This window comes from Pseudomonas sp. L13 (assembly GCF_009935965.1).
Lineage (GTDB): Bacteria > Pseudomonadota > Gammaproteobacteria > Pseudomonadales > Pseudomonadaceae > Aquipseudomonas > Aquipseudomonas lactis.
On record NZ_QODJ01000016.1, the window covers coordinates 25,694 to 39,987 of the forward strand.

At 61.3% G+C, this 14,294-nt stretch carries 14 protein-coding genes; 7 read left to right on the top strand and 7 right to left on the bottom strand.

Annotated features, from left to right (window positions below):
- Window positions 1-94: 94 nt before the first annotated feature.
- Both DK871_RS10830 and DK871_RS10835 read left to right on the top strand, forming a co-directional pair.
- Window positions 95-448, top strand: coding sequence for a response regulator (locus DK871_RS10830; RefSeq protein WP_161905017.1), 354 nt, complete (start codon window positions 95-97; stop codon window positions 446-448).
- A 114-nt stretch (window positions 449-562) separates the two neighbouring features.
- Window positions 563-1,963 (top strand): DUF1254 domain-containing protein, encoded by a 1,401-nt coding sequence (locus tag DK871_RS10835; protein WP_161905018.1) that lies wholly within the window; start codon window positions 563-565, stop codon window positions 1,961-1,963.
- Window positions 1,964-2,017: 54 nt separating this feature from the next.
- Here the strand turns inward: DK871_RS10835 and DK871_RS10840 are convergent, their stop codons facing one another.
- From DK871_RS10840 to DK871_RS10860, 5 genes are all read right to left on the bottom strand, one after another.
- On the bottom strand, window positions 2,018-2,689 hold the full coding sequence (locus tag DK871_RS10840) for a DUF3313 domain-containing protein (protein WP_161905019.1): 672 nt from the start codon (window positions 2,687-2,689) through the stop codon (window positions 2,018-2,020).
- 176 nt (window positions 2,690-2,865) lie between these two features.
- Window positions 2,866-3,198, bottom strand: coding sequence for a hypothetical protein (locus DK871_RS10845; RefSeq protein WP_161905020.1), 333 nt, complete (start codon window positions 3,196-3,198; stop codon window positions 2,866-2,868).
- A gap of 111 nt (window positions 3,199-3,309) precedes the next feature.
- Window positions 3,310-3,843: an isopentenyl-diphosphate Delta-isomerase gene (idi, locus tag DK871_RS10850; protein WP_161905021.1), complete on the bottom strand. Its 534-nt coding sequence runs from the start codon at window positions 3,841-3,843 to the stop codon at window positions 3,310-3,312.
- A gap of 87 nt (window positions 3,844-3,930) precedes the next feature.
- Window positions 3,931-4,728 (bottom strand): trans-aconitate 2-methyltransferase, encoded by a 798-nt coding sequence (locus DK871_RS10855; protein ID WP_161905022.1) that lies wholly within the window; start codon window positions 4,726-4,728, stop codon window positions 3,931-3,933.
- Window positions 4,725-6,950 carry a cytochrome P450 gene (locus DK871_RS10860; protein ID WP_161905023.1) on the bottom strand — a complete coding sequence of 742 codons (2,226 nt, stop codon included), beginning with the start codon at window positions 6,948-6,950 and terminating at the stop codon, window positions 4,725-4,727. Before DK871_RS10860 ends, DK871_RS10855 begins: the two co-directional genes overlap by 4 nt.
- 358 nt (window positions 6,951-7,308) lie before the next feature.
- Here DK871_RS10860 and DK871_RS10865 point away from each other — a divergent pair, with 358 nt between their 5' ends.
- Entirely contained in the window at window positions 7,309-8,034 is a 726-nt protein-coding gene (locus tag DK871_RS10865; protein WP_161905024.1) for an aspartate/glutamate racemase family protein, read from the top strand.
- 106 nt (window positions 8,035-8,140) lie between these two features.
- Here DK871_RS10865 and DK871_RS10870 read toward each other — a convergent pair whose 3' ends face one another.
- Entirely contained in the window at window positions 8,141-8,653 is a 513-nt protein-coding gene (locus tag DK871_RS10870) for a GNAT family N-acetyltransferase (protein ID WP_094774749.1), read from the bottom strand.
- A 227-nt stretch (window positions 8,654-8,880) separates the two neighbouring features.
- Between DK871_RS10870 and DK871_RS10875 the strand changes: the two genes are divergently transcribed.
- The 4 genes from DK871_RS10875 to DK871_RS10890 all read left to right on the top strand — a co-directional run bounded on the left by DK871_RS10875 (window position 8,881) and on the right by DK871_RS10890 (window position 13,106).
- A complete protein-coding gene (locus tag DK871_RS10875) occupies window positions 8,881-9,852 on the top strand; it encodes a LuxR C-terminal-related transcriptional regulator (RefSeq protein ID WP_161905025.1) in 972 nt (323 codons plus the stop codon).
- A 96-nt stretch (window positions 9,853-9,948) separates the two neighbouring features.
- A complete protein-coding gene (locus DK871_RS10880) occupies window positions 9,949-10,821 on the top strand; it encodes a transporter (protein ID WP_161905026.1) in 873 nt (290 codons plus the stop codon).
- Window positions 10,822-10,842: 21 nt separating this feature from the next.
- On the top strand, window positions 10,843-11,997 hold the full coding sequence (locus DK871_RS10885) for an MFS transporter (protein WP_161905027.1): 1,155 nt from the start codon (window positions 10,843-10,845) through the stop codon (window positions 11,995-11,997).
- Window positions 11,994-13,106, top strand: a complete 1,113-nt coding sequence (locus DK871_RS10890) for a class II histone deacetylase (protein WP_161905028.1) — start codon at window positions 11,994-11,996, stop codon at window positions 13,104-13,106. The genes DK871_RS10885 and DK871_RS10890 overlap by 4 nt, the downstream gene beginning before the upstream one ends.
- Here DK871_RS10890 and DK871_RS10895 read toward each other — a convergent pair.
- Window positions 13,096-14,235 carry a glycerate kinase gene (locus DK871_RS10895; protein WP_161905029.1) on the bottom strand — a complete coding sequence of 380 codons (1,140 nt, stop codon included), beginning with the start codon at window positions 14,233-14,235 and terminating at the stop codon, window positions 13,096-13,098. The two genes, DK871_RS10890 and DK871_RS10895, sit on opposite strands and share 11 nt — an antisense overlap.
- Window positions 14,236-14,294 lie beyond the last annotated feature (59 nt).

Here is a 14,294-nt window from a genome sequence, read left to right on the forward strand (position 1 = left end):
TGCCAGCAATTGCTTCGGAACTTGCTGGCATTCTTATCACTCACAACCTTATTGCCTTTAAGCCCAGCGCCTTCATTGCTCAGGAAAGTTCACTATGTCCCACACCTCCACCATCCTTGTAGTCGAAGACGACGCCATCGTGCGCATGCTGATCGTCGATGTCCTCGAAGAGTTGGAGTTCCAGGTGCTCGAAGCCGCAGACGCTGAGCAAGCATTGGAGGTGGTGAAAGATGCCGCCCAGATCATCGACCTGATGATGACCGACGTCGGCCTGCCCGACATGGACGGCAAACAACTGGCAACCAAAGCCCGTGAACTGCGCGCCACCCTACCGATTCTGTTTGCCAGCGGCTATGCCGAAAATATTGATGTGCCCGCCGGTATGCAGGTGATTGGCAAGCCGTTCTCGATTGATCAATTGCGTGACAAAGTCAAATCCATGCTCTAACGCCCCTTCCCTATTGTCCTTTGCAGAGATTAACGTGACGACCGGCCAATAAAACAGGAAACTCAGCGCCTTCACGCCACGCTCTCAGATAGCACTCAGGAAGGACGCAACAACATGATTGGAAAACCGACGCGCCTGCTGTTGGCGAGCCTCTCGATACTCATGAGCTCGGGCGCCTGGGCCGACTTCACCGCCAGCCCCAGCGAAGCCCGTGCCATCGCCAAGGAAGCCTACCTGTACGGCTTCCCGGTAGTGCAGATGTACAAGACGCTCTACACCCAGGCCGTTGACAAAGGCGGTGCTCACTTCAAGGCGCCGTTCAACCGAATCGACAATAGCGCCCCGGTGTTGACGCCCAAGGACACCGCAATCACCACCCCGAACATCGACACGCCCTACTCGTTCGTGTGGATGGACCTGCGCAAAGAGCCTTTGGTGCTGACGCTGCCCAAGATTGAAGATAACCGCTACTACTCGGTGCAGTTGATCGACCTCTACACGCAGAACTTCGCCTACCTGGGGACCCGCAGTACCGGCAATAACGGCGGCCACTACATGATCGCCGGGCCAGACTGGAAAGGTCAGCAGCCGGTGGACATCGACCGTGTGGTCTACAGCGAAAGCAACATCGCCTACGCCCTTTACCGTACGCAGCTGTTTGATGACAAAGACTTGGGCAAGCTCAAGCAGATCCAGAGCGGCTACAAGGTCCAGCCGCTGAGCAGTTATGTGAAGCAACCCGCGCCCGCCAATGTGCCGAAGATCCTGTGGCCCAAGCCGATGGCAACCATGACGGAAGGCCCGCAACTGTTTCGCTACCTGAACTTCATGCTGGCCTTTGCAGCGCCCCAGGACAGCGAAAAAGACCTGCTGGCGCGTTTTGCCAAGATCGGTATCGCCCCAGGTGCGCCGTTCAAGGTCAACCAGTTGACTGCCGAGCAGCGCAAGGCCCTGGAGGACGGTATCGCCGATGGCCGCGCCGAATTCGCCGCGTTCAAGAAGGCCAAGGTCGATACCCACCAAGTGACCGGCGCAGACCTGTACGGCAGCCGCGACCACCTGCAAAACAACTACCTGTACCGCTACGCCGGTGCCGAGCTGGGAATGTTCGGCAACTCCAGTGATGAAGCTGCGCACTTGAGCTACGTCATCGACAGCGAGGGCAAGCCGGCCAATGGTGCTCGCCACAGCTACACCGTGCATTTTGCCAAGGACCAGCTGCCGCCGGCCGATGCGTTCTGGTCGCTGACGATGTACGACGCCAAGACTAAATCGCTGGTGCCCAACCACAAGAAGCGCTACCTGATCAACTCGCAGATGCTGCCAACCCTCAAGCTTGACGCCGAGGGTGGCTTGACCCTGGCACTGCAACACCACGAGCCCCCCAAGGCTGAGCAGAGCAACTGGTTGCCGGCCCCGCCCGGCCCGTTTTATGCGGTATTGCGCATTTACCTGCCCAAGCCTGAAGTCGCCAGCGGCCAGTGGAAGCTACCAGCGTTGACGCCGCTTAAATAATCACGGCGAATAAAAAAGCGCGGCGGGTGATGACCCGCCGCGTTTTTTTTGGACTCAGTGTTTTTTCAGTTTCACGTAAGACTGATGCAGGTCCGACGCCCAGCCGTCGATGACGCTTTTCACATCGTCGGCCTTCATCACCTGAGAGTCATTGGCCAGCGGTTTGCCGGTGCCTTTGCGCACCACTTGGGCCAGCACTTTATGAGTGGCGCCATCGAGGAACTGCGCCTCGGTGCCCAGGGTGGTCTCCTGGTCGCGAATGCCGGTGCCGGTGCTTACTGCCGCGGCCACCAAGGCAACGGGAATATATTCATAAGGCTTGAGGCTTTCGGTCTTGCTGCTCACGGCGGTAATCGCCGCCCTTACCACGATCACCCCGGGGCCTGGGGCATTGGCCACGGGCAGCGACTGGGCCAGCTCGCGCTTGAGCGCCTGGTTGTAATAGTCGTTGATGCCGCGCAACGTGCTCTCGGGAATCCGGGAGGTGGCCTGGGGCTTGGGGTAAAACTGGGTGGGCTCGATGTACACCGCCGTGTAACGGCTCAGGTCCAGCTGTGGATCAATCCAGCGCATCACCTCAGCCCCCGAGGGTGACTTGGCTTCCTTGAGTTGGCTGTAGTTGGAGAGGAACCCTGAATACTCATTGGGTTGCACCACCTTGCTGGCGCAACCGGCCATACCGAGCGAGGCGACGCATAGTGTGCCGATCATTAGCCTTAGCTTCATTAGTGAACTCCCTGGCGACCATCATCGTGAGAACGAGTGGTAGGTATAGCATCTGATTTAACACTCGGTAGTTGGCAGGCTTACCGGTCTTGGAAATAGTCGCCGGACCAGGCTAACTGCCTGTGGCAAGGGAACCTCCCCTGCCACAGTTATCAGTTACCTGCTCTATTTCTGATTCACGCCGTTGCCGGGGCCGGGAAGTACGTCACGGCGGAACGGTGGACCGCGCGCTGATTAACGTAGGCACCATAGTCGATGTGCAATTCCTTAGACTTAGGCAGTTGGCTCTTATCAAGCACAACCTCCATATTCTTCTTCAGGTTGGCTTTTTTCAGGGTCAGATAGATGGCGATGCCACTCCCGAGAGGGTTACGCAGGAAGAACACGACTTCTTGTCCATCATCCACCCCGCAAATCGGTGGCGCGGTAATGGTGAGTTGATCCTCGGTCTCGGTAATCACAGCGGCAGGCAGGCCTTCGAACTCTAGTAACTCCGGGTTATAGCGCATTTGGCAATCCTCATCATGTCAATGAACCAAGCCTTCATTAAGCAGGCTCAGCCGCTATTAACAGGGTCAGGACGCTCGCCGTCTACTGTCATAAATGACAGTTCGTACGTGTCATGACGGTGAGTCGAATCCCGAGTGCTCCGACAAAAGGCGCTGCCATTGCATTCGAAACCAAGGCGTGAAGAGCGCGTGCGGCTCTGCAAGCCGTGCTGTTATTTCGGCGCGGGTCTGCCACTTGATATCGCTGACTTCCTCAGCGGAGGGTGAGGCCACAGCATCAGATTGAGCAACCAACACATGACAAAGTTCGTGCTCTGTACCGATCGAGCCAAAACAGGCACGGTACTCAAAATTATATAAAACACGGCAGGAAGCCCATATACCCAGTTCTTCGCGCAGTCGACGCGACGCGGCGTCCAGAATAGTCTCTCCCGGGGCCGGATGACTGCAGCAGGCGTTCGACCAGAAACCGGGCCAGAGCATTTTACTTGCCGCGCGACGCTGAAGTAGATGACGCCCATCGCTGTCGATTAAATGGACCGAAAATGCGCGATGCAACTGCCCCGCGCCCAAGTGCGCATTGCGTTTTTCGCACACGCCAATCTGTACATCTCGCGCGTCAACTAACACTACATCAGTGCTCATTCTGTATTTCCTTGAGTGCATTTACGCGTGTGCTTCCCGCATGGCGTAATCAGTGCGCGGGAGGCAGCTCCAGGTTTTTTAGCCAGGCTAGGGAACTTGCCCCCACGCACTGACGAACGCCAAGGCCGTGTCGGTGAACGCTGGGTCGGCACGCAGGCTGGCCATCCTATCCAGGTCGTGCTGGGTCAACAGACCGAGCTTGAGCAATGACGGCGCAGCCTGAGTGGTGGTTGCAGCCCAGAAGGTATCGGCTGGGCTGTCGTCGCCGATTCGACCCGCGAGGGTGCGATGGTCCACATTGCAAAGTCTTCGGTCACGCAGGCGATCAGGCAGCGTATCGGCCCAGAACATGTCTGACCCTATAGATTGCTCAAGGAGAGTAATGCCGGCCTGGGCTACTTTTCGAAATAGCGGATTCGTAGACCTCAAGCTCGGTTGCAGGCTCACGTCCTCGATCACCAACCAGCCGCCAGGGCGCACCCAGGTGGCAGCTCGCGTCAATATAGCTTCGCGCTCCCTGAGGTGGCACAGCAGCGCCCGGGCGTGCACCACGTCAAACGATGCGGGATGAAAATCATCGGTCGTGACATTGTGGGTCATCACCTTGATGCCGGGGATATCGACCAGGAAGCGGGTATCGATATCCGTGGCGGTAACAGTTGCGTCGGGATATCGCTGGCTCAACCAGCCAGCGAGCGATCCGGCACCGGCGCCCAGATCAAGGATAGCGGGCGCGTCCGGCAGATCCAATCGTTCAAAAAACCTATGGCTTAACGGGTCAAAGGCGCGCTCCAAGGTTTGCAACCTCGCCAATTGGCCTGCGTGTTGGTCCGCGAGATAGCTGCGGGTGTAGCCGGGTTGCTCGGTGGAAACAGGTGTGGTCAAAGCACGACCTCCAATTGATCAGGGCAGCGATTGAGAAACCCGCGCTCTTGGGGCTTAAACCCCGGAGCCCAGCGCAGGTCGGGAAAGGTCTGCAGCAGCATGCGCGCGCCGATCGTGATCTCCATCCGAGCGAGCATGGAGCCCAGGCAGAAGTGGCGCCCCGCTCCGAAAGCGAAATGGCTGGTCGCCTGTTCGGCGCGCAACATATTGAAGGCGTCCGGGTCGCTGAAGCGGGCCGGATCACGATTGGCTGAACCGATCAGGCAGGCCAGGGTTGCGCCACCAGGAATTGTTCCCGACGGCAGTTGCAGCGGTTCAGTCGCCTCTCGCAGCACAAGTTGCAAAGGCGGGTTGCGTCGCAGGGTTTCGGTGAGGGCGTTGTCCATCAGTGCTGGATCAGCGATCACCGCCTCTTTCGCGCCAGGTTCGCTCAACAGGTTGACAATCAGATTCGCCAGGGCGCCGTGACTGGTCTCGCTGCCTGCCGTCATCAGGATCGCGCAATAGGACCGTACAAAGGACTCGGACAACGGCTGGTCGTCAATACGTGCCGCCAGGAGTTGTGAAATCAAGTCGTCCTTGGGTTCTACACGCCGAGCGTCGATGTAAGGCTGGATAAAGTCGTAAAAACTGTCTCGGTTGGATAACCCGCCGGTCAACAGTGCTGGGTCCTGACGATAGTTGCCCATGTACGCGAAGCCGATGGCACACCAACGCTTGAGCCGCTCCACCTCCTCTCGTGTGTATGCCGGGAGGCCCAATGCATGAGCCATCACTCGCACCGGCAGCGCGGTGGTGAAATCGACAATCAGGTCCACCTGAGGCCGGCCCTGCATACGCGCCAGCAAGTCTGCGGTTACTGCGGTGACAGACGCTTCGAGCGCTACCAGCGCTTTGCTGCGAAACGACGGGGTTAGCAAGGCTCGGTGCTGGGCGTGTTCGCAGCCGTCCATGGTCACAATGGTGTGCCCCAGCAGCGGCCCAATCTGCCAGGTGTAGTTGCGATTGCTTGCCCCTGGGTGGGTCAACGCGGCTTTGACATCCACATGCCGACTAACCAGCCAAACATCGGTGGGCTCGTCGTACGCGATCGGCAGTGTGGTGCGTAAACGCTCATACAAGGGGTACGGGTCGATTTCGAACTGGCGGGACTTGAGGGTCGGCGGAGTCAGCGCCAGATCCACTTGCCGGCTGTGCTGTACCGTGGAGCCATCGGCCTGTAGGTGATAGCGCGAAACGCTGCGATGCCAGTCCCCCGCCGCCCGGACAACCTGACGCAACCGATCCGGGTCGGTCGCAGCGCACGGCTGGTAATGGGCATGCTCGGTAGAGGCTGCCGTGAATTGCGCAACTGCCGTGTTGACCATCTGATGAGCTGCTTCTATCGCGCCAGGCCAGTCCAGGCCAGCGGTGTGCGCGAGTATCGACACCAGGTTGAAGCGCTCGCCACACACCACATCTTTGGCAACCGAGTGGATATCGTTCGTCCACGCAATGATATCGGCAGCGTGCGTACGCAACCTGCTCCACGTTTCCACCTGCACAGGATGCTTGTACGGGTCCAGGGCTTCAGCGCCATCGATCAGATCAAAAAAGAACAGGGCGCCGAAGGAATCCCGGCGCAGCGGCAGATACTCAGCCAGGGCGAGCGCCGTATCGGTTTCTCGCATGCGTACCTGCGCCGCCTGCGCGCGCAGATGCTGGATCAAGTGCCCCGCGAGCCTCTGCCGCCAAGGTCCGCTGCCCCAACGCTGGGTCTCGGGCCACAAGTCATCGACCAGAACAGCCAGCATCGGGTCCTCGAACCGGCCGTGCTCACCGGACGGGACAGCATCGCCGCTGTCGGTCAACGCCTGCACGGCGGTGATGAAATGCTCCAGCGCGCCGTTTTCCGCCCAGGGTCCGTCGTCAATACGATCATCCAGCGTAAGCGCCCACAGGTACCAGCACACCAGAGTCTGCGCTCGGTGCGTGGGCGCCCGCCCGCACAATGCTATTCCCAGGTCGAGCAGTGCCGTGGTGGTCAACCGATGCGCGCCACGCCTTCCGATCAAACCGTATTGCTGCGCCCAAGCCAGCGCATGCGCACGCAGCCGTTTAGTGTCGGCACGCGGCGGTGCAACGGCGAAAGGTAGCTGGATATCGGGAATAGTGAGCGGTGCCGGTGACGAATGACTGTTGTGGCGGGTATCGGTGTCGCCTTCACAGTGTTGCGGTGCCATGAAAAGCTCCTCTGGAATGAAACTTTCAGTAGGGCTGACCTTATTTGAAATCAAAAACTCAGGATGTGAGAGGTATCCGAAGGTCACCCGGCAATGACAGTCTTTCGAAGTAGGGGAAAACGCAGCGTCGCCATCATGAGCGCTCAGGGGTTGTTCGGTCGTTCGTGCTGATTAGATATGGGGTTTGCAGCAAAATATACTGTCATTTCTCACAGGTATGGACGAGTCGTCCCAGCACCTAACAATGACCGATCACCCACGCTGCTTAAACTGCTCCGGTGAATTGGTCGGCAACTGCGTATGACTCACCAGCCTCGAGTGGGTAAGGTGAAGGCACATCCTTTTCCAGGAGCACCCTATGCGCACCATCGGCCTTATCGGCGGCATGAGCTGGGAGTCCAGCGCCGAGTATTACCGCCTTATCAACCAGTCTGTGCGCGACCAACTCGGCCCGCTACGGTCGGGGCAAGTGTTGATGTACAGCGTGGATTTCGGCCCGGTGGAACAGGCCCAGCATGCCGGGCGTTGGGACGATGCCGCGCTGATCCTGGAAGATGCTGCGCGACGCTTGCAGGCCGGGGGCGCTGATTGTGTGGTGCTGTGTACCAACACCATGCATTTAGTGGCACCGCGCATTGAGGCGGCGGTGTCGATTCCCTTCCTGCATATTGCAGATGCCACGGCGACGGCGGCTCTGGAGGCCGGGACCTTGACGGTGGGCTTGCTGGGTACCGCGTTTACCATGGAGCAGGACTTCCTCAAGTCCCGCCTTGCCGCCCAGGGGCTCAACGTGCTGGTGCCAGACGCGGATGAACGCAAGGCGGTGCACCGAATCATCTATGAAGAATTGTGCGTGGGCGTCGTCAGTGACGCCTCGCGCCAGGTGTATCAGCGGGTGATCCAGACGCTCGCGGCACGCGGTGCTCAGGCGATCATTCTCGGCTGCACGGAAATTTGCCTGCTGATCCAGCCCGAACACAGCGCCCTGCCACTGCTGGACACCACCGCGCTGCATGCGCAGGCCGCGGTGGGGTTTGCCTTACAGGGCACAGGTATCGCCACAACTTTTTTAGCCGCTACCTAAACCAGTGTGGGAGCTGGCTTGCCTGCGACGGCGGTGGTTCAGGCAAAGACTCAGTAACTGACACACCGCTTTCATCGAAGTTGTATAGATCCCTGTGCTTACTGGATCAAGCCGATGTGCGCAGGCGCGCCATGCTGAAGGTGTCGACAAACACGCCATCACGCAGGGCATAGTCGCGCAACCGCCCTTCCACTTCGAAGCCGAACTTGCGGTACAGGTTGTGTGCAGCTTCGTTATCGGCGTAGACCGTCAGTTCCACACGGCGCAGGTTCATCCAGTTGTCGGCCACCTCCAGCGCGGCCGCCAACAGCCGCGAACCGACGCCCTTGCCCTGCCACGCGGGCGCCACGCCCATACCCAATGAGCCAACGTGGCTCTGGCGTACACGCAAGTACTGCTCAAGCCCCAGTTGACCAATCACCTCAGTGCCCTGCACCGCCACCAGTTGCAGGCGCCGCTCGTTATCCATCACTAGGCGCTTGCGCCACATCTCAACCGACTGAAAAGGCATTTGCAGCACCTGACGGCAAACAGCCGGTTCGTTGTAGAGCGCGGCGACGCCCTCCAGGTGGGCCTCGGTAAAACGCTGGATCACGATAGACGGTTCAGGCACGTGCATTGCATTTCATCCTATGAAAGACAGGTGGCCGGCCAGTGTAGAGGCTAAGTCGCCCGCCTGACGAGCCGGAGTTTTCCCACCGGCCAACCAGCACCATCCTGCATCTGAACGATGGCGATCCCTGCGCGCAGCGCCGATACTCAACCCAGGCCCTGCCCCGTCAACCCAACGCTTTGGCCTTCACCCTGTGACGAGAACAACAAAAAAAGTCCCACAGAGGAACACCCATGAACCGTCTCGATCCCGCGAGCCTGTTACAGGCTTTCAGCACCCTGACCCTGGACCTGCAACGCCTGGCCCAACACCAGGACATCGAACACTTTCAACACCATGCCCTGGCGCGCCTCAACCCATTGCTGGCCTTCGACAGCGCCTGGTGGGGGCGCTCGGCGGTCATCAACGGGGTGCCGCACGAGCACAACAGCTACCTCTACCAGTTGCCCCCCGACTATCTGGCGGACTGGCAGTCGATCCGCCATCTGGACGTGACCGTTGCACGGGTGCATGCCTCGCCCGGCGAGGCGGTGATCATCGATATGCGCGACCCCGCCAACGGCAGCGCCTTGAACTGGCTGGGGCAACGCCACGGCTTGGGTGAACTGCTGTGTGTGATCCATATCGACCCGCAAACCCACCTCAGCCACCACCTGACGCTCTACCGCCAGCCCACTGCGCCCAAGTTCAGCGCGCAGGAGTGCCAGTTGCTCAATAACCTGATGCTGCACCTGGTGGCGGCGGTCTCGGCGAACCAGATCCGCACCTTGGTGGCCATGCGTGAAACCCTGACCAGCCCGCGCAATCTCGCCCTGGCGGTGTGCGACCCCCGGGGAGTATTGCAATGTGCCGAGCGCGGCTTTGTCGACCTGCTGCTCAGCGAATGGCCGCAATGGTGTGGCCCCACCCTGCCAGTGCCCCTGGATGAGCGCGGGCATGACGGTAAGCACATCCATATCCAGGTGTCCCCCGTGGGCGATCAATTGCTGCTGGCCGCGCGCGTCAACCGCGCCCTGCCCCAGCTCAGCCCACGGGAAAACGATGTGGCCCAAGGGTTTGGCGAGGGCAAGACCTACAAGGAAGTGGCCCGCGACCTTGGCCTCTCACCCAATACCGTGCGCCACCATATTCGCGCCATCTACACCAAGCTCGGCGTCAAGGACAAGGCACGCATAGCGCATCTGGTGCACGCCCCGCCCGACTGACCCTGCCCGTTTCTCCCACGGTTTACCACGGTCGTTTTTAACGGTCACGGACTGCTGTTGCCCTTTTTTCGGCCTCCTCACACGAGACGCTTCTTCATGACTTCCACATGCTTACGTAACCTGACAGTGCTGTGCGCCACCCTGCTCAGCCTCGACAGCCAGGCGGCCGACCTCAACGCCCGCGATTTTTTCGCCGCCCCACCGGGCACCACCCTGGGTGTGCTGTACCTGCCTGCCACCCGTGCCAGTGATTTCCATGGCCCTGCCGACAGCACCGGCAAGGCCGACCTGCGGGTCAACGCCGTGGCTTACCGCCAGGTGTATTTCACCGACGCCTGCGGCACGTTGTGCACGCCACAATTCATCCTGCCCTTTGCCGACATCAACGCACGCCTGCCCGGCGCCAACCAGCGCAGCCGCGAGCGCGGCCTGGGCGACCCACAGGTGGGCGGCACGCTGTTTTTCGTCAATGACCCCGCCTCGCGTACCTACAGCGGCCTGTTGAGCCTGATCACCGTGCCGGTGGGTGAGTACCACAGCCAAAATCCGGACGTGTCCCCCGGTGCCAATCGCTGGGGCGCCACCTTTGTCTACAACTACACCCACGGCATCGGCGAGAAATGGGTACTGGAAGCCAACCTGGAAGCCCAGCTCTATGGCCGCAATGACGATTACTTTGGCAGCGAACTCAAGCAAGCCCCGCTTTATCGCCTGCAGGCCTTCGCCTCCTATGACTTCAGCGCCGCCACTTACGGCGCATTGCGCCTGATCCAGGCCGACGGTGGCGCGCTACGCCTCAACAACCGCAGCCTCGACGACACCCACAAGCGCTATACCCAAGTCGGCTTCGAATTCGGGCATTGGCTCGACCGGCAGAACCAACTGATGGTGAGCCTTTCGCAAAACGTTGCGGCTTCCAATGGCTACGCCGGCACCGAGGCGTTGTTACGCCTGGTGCATGTGTTCTGATCCCTTTCCTGGAGCTTGAAAATGCCCACTTCTACCCCTGCAATAACGGCACGTTTGGCGGCGATCGTACTGTTTGCCGCCATCACCCCGACCATCCTGATGACCGCTCCCACCGTGGCCGCGCAGTTGGCCAGCCAGTGGCAACTGAGCCCGGCGCGTATTGGTGATTTGTTTTCCGTGGAGCTTGGCGCGATGAGCCTGGCGACCTTGCCCGCCTGGTGGTGGCTCAAGCGGGTTGACTGGCGCACCGCCGCCCGGGTCGCCGCGCTGTTGTTCATTGCCGCTAACCTGCTGTCGATGCTCGCCGACACCTACGCCGTGCTGCTGGTGTTGCGTGGTGCCAGCGCCCTGGCCGGCGGCTCGTTGATGATCCTTTGCCTGGCCAGTGCCGCCACCACCGCCAACCCCAGCCGGGTGTATGGCTTATGGGTGATGGGGCAGTTGGTCGTCGGTGCCCTCGGCCTGGTGGCGCTGCCTGGCTTGTTCGAACGGTTTGGCTTGAATGCCTGCTACCTGATCCTGGCAGGGTTGATGACCCTGCTGCTGCCATTGGCGCGGGCTTTTCCCGCTGGTAGCCCAGCGTTGCCGGCCAACCGCGAGCCGGTATTGCCCGGCTCACGCTTGAAAGCCGCCCTGGGGGTTGGCGCGGTCCTGGCCTTTTACATCAGCCTCGGGGGGGTGTGGACCTTTATCGGTGCCTTGGGCGCCAGTGCCGGGATTTCGGCGCAGCACAGCGGCGAAATCCTCGCCATCGCCACCGTGATGGGCATTGCCGGGGCCGCAAGCGCCTCACTGATCGGCGCTCGCCTGCCGCGTGGTGCGCTGTTGTTGCTGGGCTACACGTTAATGGCAACAGCGGTGCTCCTGTTGCTCGGCCAGCCCGCCTTGCTGCGATTCGCCCTGGCCGCGCTGCTGTTCAAATTTACCTGGACCTTCATCCTGCCGCTGATCCTGGCCTGCCTGGCCGACCTCGATCACAGCGGCAAGCTGATGAACGCCTCCAACTTGGTCATCGGTGGCGGCCTGGCCATCGGCCCGGCGCTCGCCGGCCGCCTGATCGAAGCCAGCGGCGGGTTCAGCCTGTTGCTGCTCGGTGCAGCCGCTATCACCTTGCTGTCCCTGGTGATGATCGTCGCCAGCCGTCCCCACTCCTCCACTGAACTGGAACTGGTATGAACCTCACCACCGCGTTTTTTTTCGACGAAATGAGCCTGTGGCACAGCGCCGGCGCCCATGCGCTGACCCTGCCTGTGGGCGGCTGGGTGCAGCCGCCGGCCGGCAGCGGGCATGCCGAGTCACCGGAGACCAAGCGGCGCTTGAAAAGCCTGTTGGATGTCTCCGGACTCAGCCGCCACCTGCACCTGCATAGCGCGCCGCCCGCCAGTGAAGAGGACCTGCTGCGCGTCCACAGCCGTGCTTACCTGCAACGTTTCAAAGCCTTGAGCGATGCCGGCGGCGGTGAGCTTGGCCCCCAGGCACCAATAGGGCCTGGCAGCTATGAGATCGCGCAACTGTCCGCCGGTTTGACCCTGGCCGCCGTGGACGCGGTGCTCAAGGGCCAGGCGCACAACGCCTATTCGCTGTCGCGGCCACCGGGGCATCACTGCCTGGCAGACAGCGCCATGGGCTTTTGCTTTCTCGCCAACATCGCCATTGCCGTCGAGGCCGCCAAGGCCTGCAACGGGCTGGGCAAAGTCGCCGTGATCGACTGGGATGTGCACCACGGCAACGGCACGCAGTCGATCTTCGAAGAACGGGCCGATGTGTTAACGATTTCCCTGCACCAGGACGGCTGCTACCCGCCCGGTTACAGCGGCGAGCAGGATCGCGGCCGGGGCGCCGGCCTGGGCGCCAACATCAATATCCCGTTGCCGCCAGGCAGTGGTCACGCCACCTACGTACAGGCCATGGAGCGCATCGTGCTGCCCGCCCTGGAGCGCTTCGAACCGGAATTGATCATCGTTGCCTGCGGTTATGACGCCAACGCCGTCGACCCGCTAGCGCGCATGTTGCTGCACAGCGAATCGTTCCGGTTAATGACCCGTGCCCTGCGTCTGGCAGCCGATCGCTTATGTCAGGGCCGCTTGGTGCTGGTACACGAAGGCGGCTACAGCGAAGCCTATGTGCCGTTCTGCGGCTTGGCGACCCTGGAGGAATTGAGCGGCGTGCGCACAGCGGTGCAAGACCCGATGCTTGAGTTTGTGCAATTGCAGCAACCCGGTGCGGCGCTGCAGGGGTTTCAAGAGCAGTGGGTGGAGCGGTTGGCGCGCGGGGTCAGCGAGTAGCTGCCAGGCGCCATACGCGCGCAATGTCCGAGGCCCGCTCGCGCAACAGACGCGGGGCCTCGTGGCAGGCCTGCTCAAGTGACATCGGCCCCGACGGCAAGGCGAACGCTGCGTCCACACCATGAGCGTACATCTGCTCGTAGCCATCGCCCAAGGTGCCCGCGATCACGATCACCGGCACGCCGTGTCGCTGAGCAATGCGTGCTACGCCAAACGGAGTTTTGCCACGCAGGGTCTGGGCGTCGAAGCGGCCTTCGCCGGTGATGACCAGATCGGCGCCACGCACCGCTTCATCGAGGCCAACCAGTTCAGCCACCACCTCAACCCCTGGACGAAACTGGGCCGCGAGGAACGCCTTGGCGGCAAAGCCCAGGCCACCGGCGGCGCCGCTGCCGGGTTCGTCGCGCACATCCTGACGCAGCACCTGGGCGCAATGGTCGGCGAAGTGGCCAAGGGCAGCGTCCAGCTGTGCGACTTGCTCGGGGCTCGCGCCTTTTTGCGGGCCGAAAATCGAAGACGCTCCGTGAGGGCCGCCCAGGGGGTTGTTGACGTCGGCGGCGATTTCAAACCGCACCTGCGCCAGACGCGGGTCGAGTTGTTCAAGGCTGATATGGGCCAGGCGTGCCAGCGCCAACCCACCCGCCGGCAGTGGCTGGCGTTCGCTATCCAATAGCTGCACGCCAAGGGCCTGCATCGCCCCCGCGCCGCCATCGTTGGTGGCACTGCCGCCAATCGCCAGGATAATGCGCTGCGCCCCGGCATCCAGCGCGGCGCGGATCAACTCACCGGTGCCGTAGGTCGTACTTGAACACGCGTCGCGCTGCCCCGGCGCGACAAGTTGCAGGCCGCTGGCCTCGGCCATCTCGATCATCGCCGTATGGCTGTCGGCCAACCAGCCCCAGCGCGCCTCGACGCTGTCGCCCAGCGGGCCTCGGACCGTGTGCCTACGCAGTTCACCCTTACACGCGGCGAGCACCACATCCACCGTGCCTTCGCCGCCATCGGCCATCGGGCATTGAAGCACCTGCGCATCCGGCCAGACCTGGCCCCACCCATCGGCAATCGCCTGGGCGACGCCTGCGGCACTCAGGCTGTCTTTGAATGAATCGGGGGCGATCACGATTTTCATGGGCTTTCTCCGGTTTTTATAGCGCCCATGCTGCCAGTTGGCTGAGGGAATGACGCGGT

Coding starts and splice junctions, on each gene's coding strand:
- DK871_RS10830 (WP_161905017.1), top strand. CDS start 95: ATGTCCCACACCTCCACCATCCTTGTAGTCGAAGACGACGCCATCGTG.
- DK871_RS10835 (WP_161905018.1), top strand. CDS start 563: ATGATTGGAAAACCGACGCGCCTGCTGTTGGCGAGCCTCTCGATACTC.
- DK871_RS10840 (WP_161905019.1), bottom strand. CDS start 2,689: ATGAAGCTAAGGCTAATGATCGGCACACTATGCGTCGCCTCGCTCGGT.
- DK871_RS10845 (WP_161905020.1), bottom strand. CDS start 3,198: ATGCGCTATAACCCGGAGTTACTAGAGTTCGAAGGCCTGCCTGCCGCT.
- idi (WP_161905021.1), bottom strand. CDS start 3,843: ATGAGCACTGATGTAGTGTTAGTTGACGCGCGAGATGTACAGATTGGC.
- DK871_RS10860 (WP_161905023.1), bottom strand. CDS start 6,950: ATGGCACCGCAACACTGTGAAGGCGACACCGATACCCGCCACAACAGT.
- DK871_RS10865 (WP_161905024.1), top strand. CDS start 7,309: ATGCGCACCATCGGCCTTATCGGCGGCATGAGCTGGGAGTCCAGCGCC.
- DK871_RS10870 (WP_094774749.1), bottom strand. CDS start 8,653: ATGCACGTGCCTGAACCGTCTATCGTGATCCAGCGTTTTACCGAGGCC.
- DK871_RS10875 (WP_161905025.1), top strand. CDS start 8,881: ATGAACCGTCTCGATCCCGCGAGCCTGTTACAGGCTTTCAGCACCCTG.
- DK871_RS10880 (WP_161905026.1), top strand. CDS start 9,949: ATGACTTCCACATGCTTACGTAACCTGACAGTGCTGTGCGCCACCCTG.
- DK871_RS10885 (WP_161905027.1), top strand. CDS start 10,843: ATGCCCACTTCTACCCCTGCAATAACGGCACGTTTGGCGGCGATCGTA.
- DK871_RS10890 (WP_161905028.1), top strand. CDS start 11,994: ATGAACCTCACCACCGCGTTTTTTTTCGACGAAATGAGCCTGTGGCAC.
- DK871_RS10895 (WP_161905029.1), bottom strand. CDS start 14,235: ATGAAAATCGTGATCGCCCCCGATTCATTCAAAGACAGCCTGAGTGCC.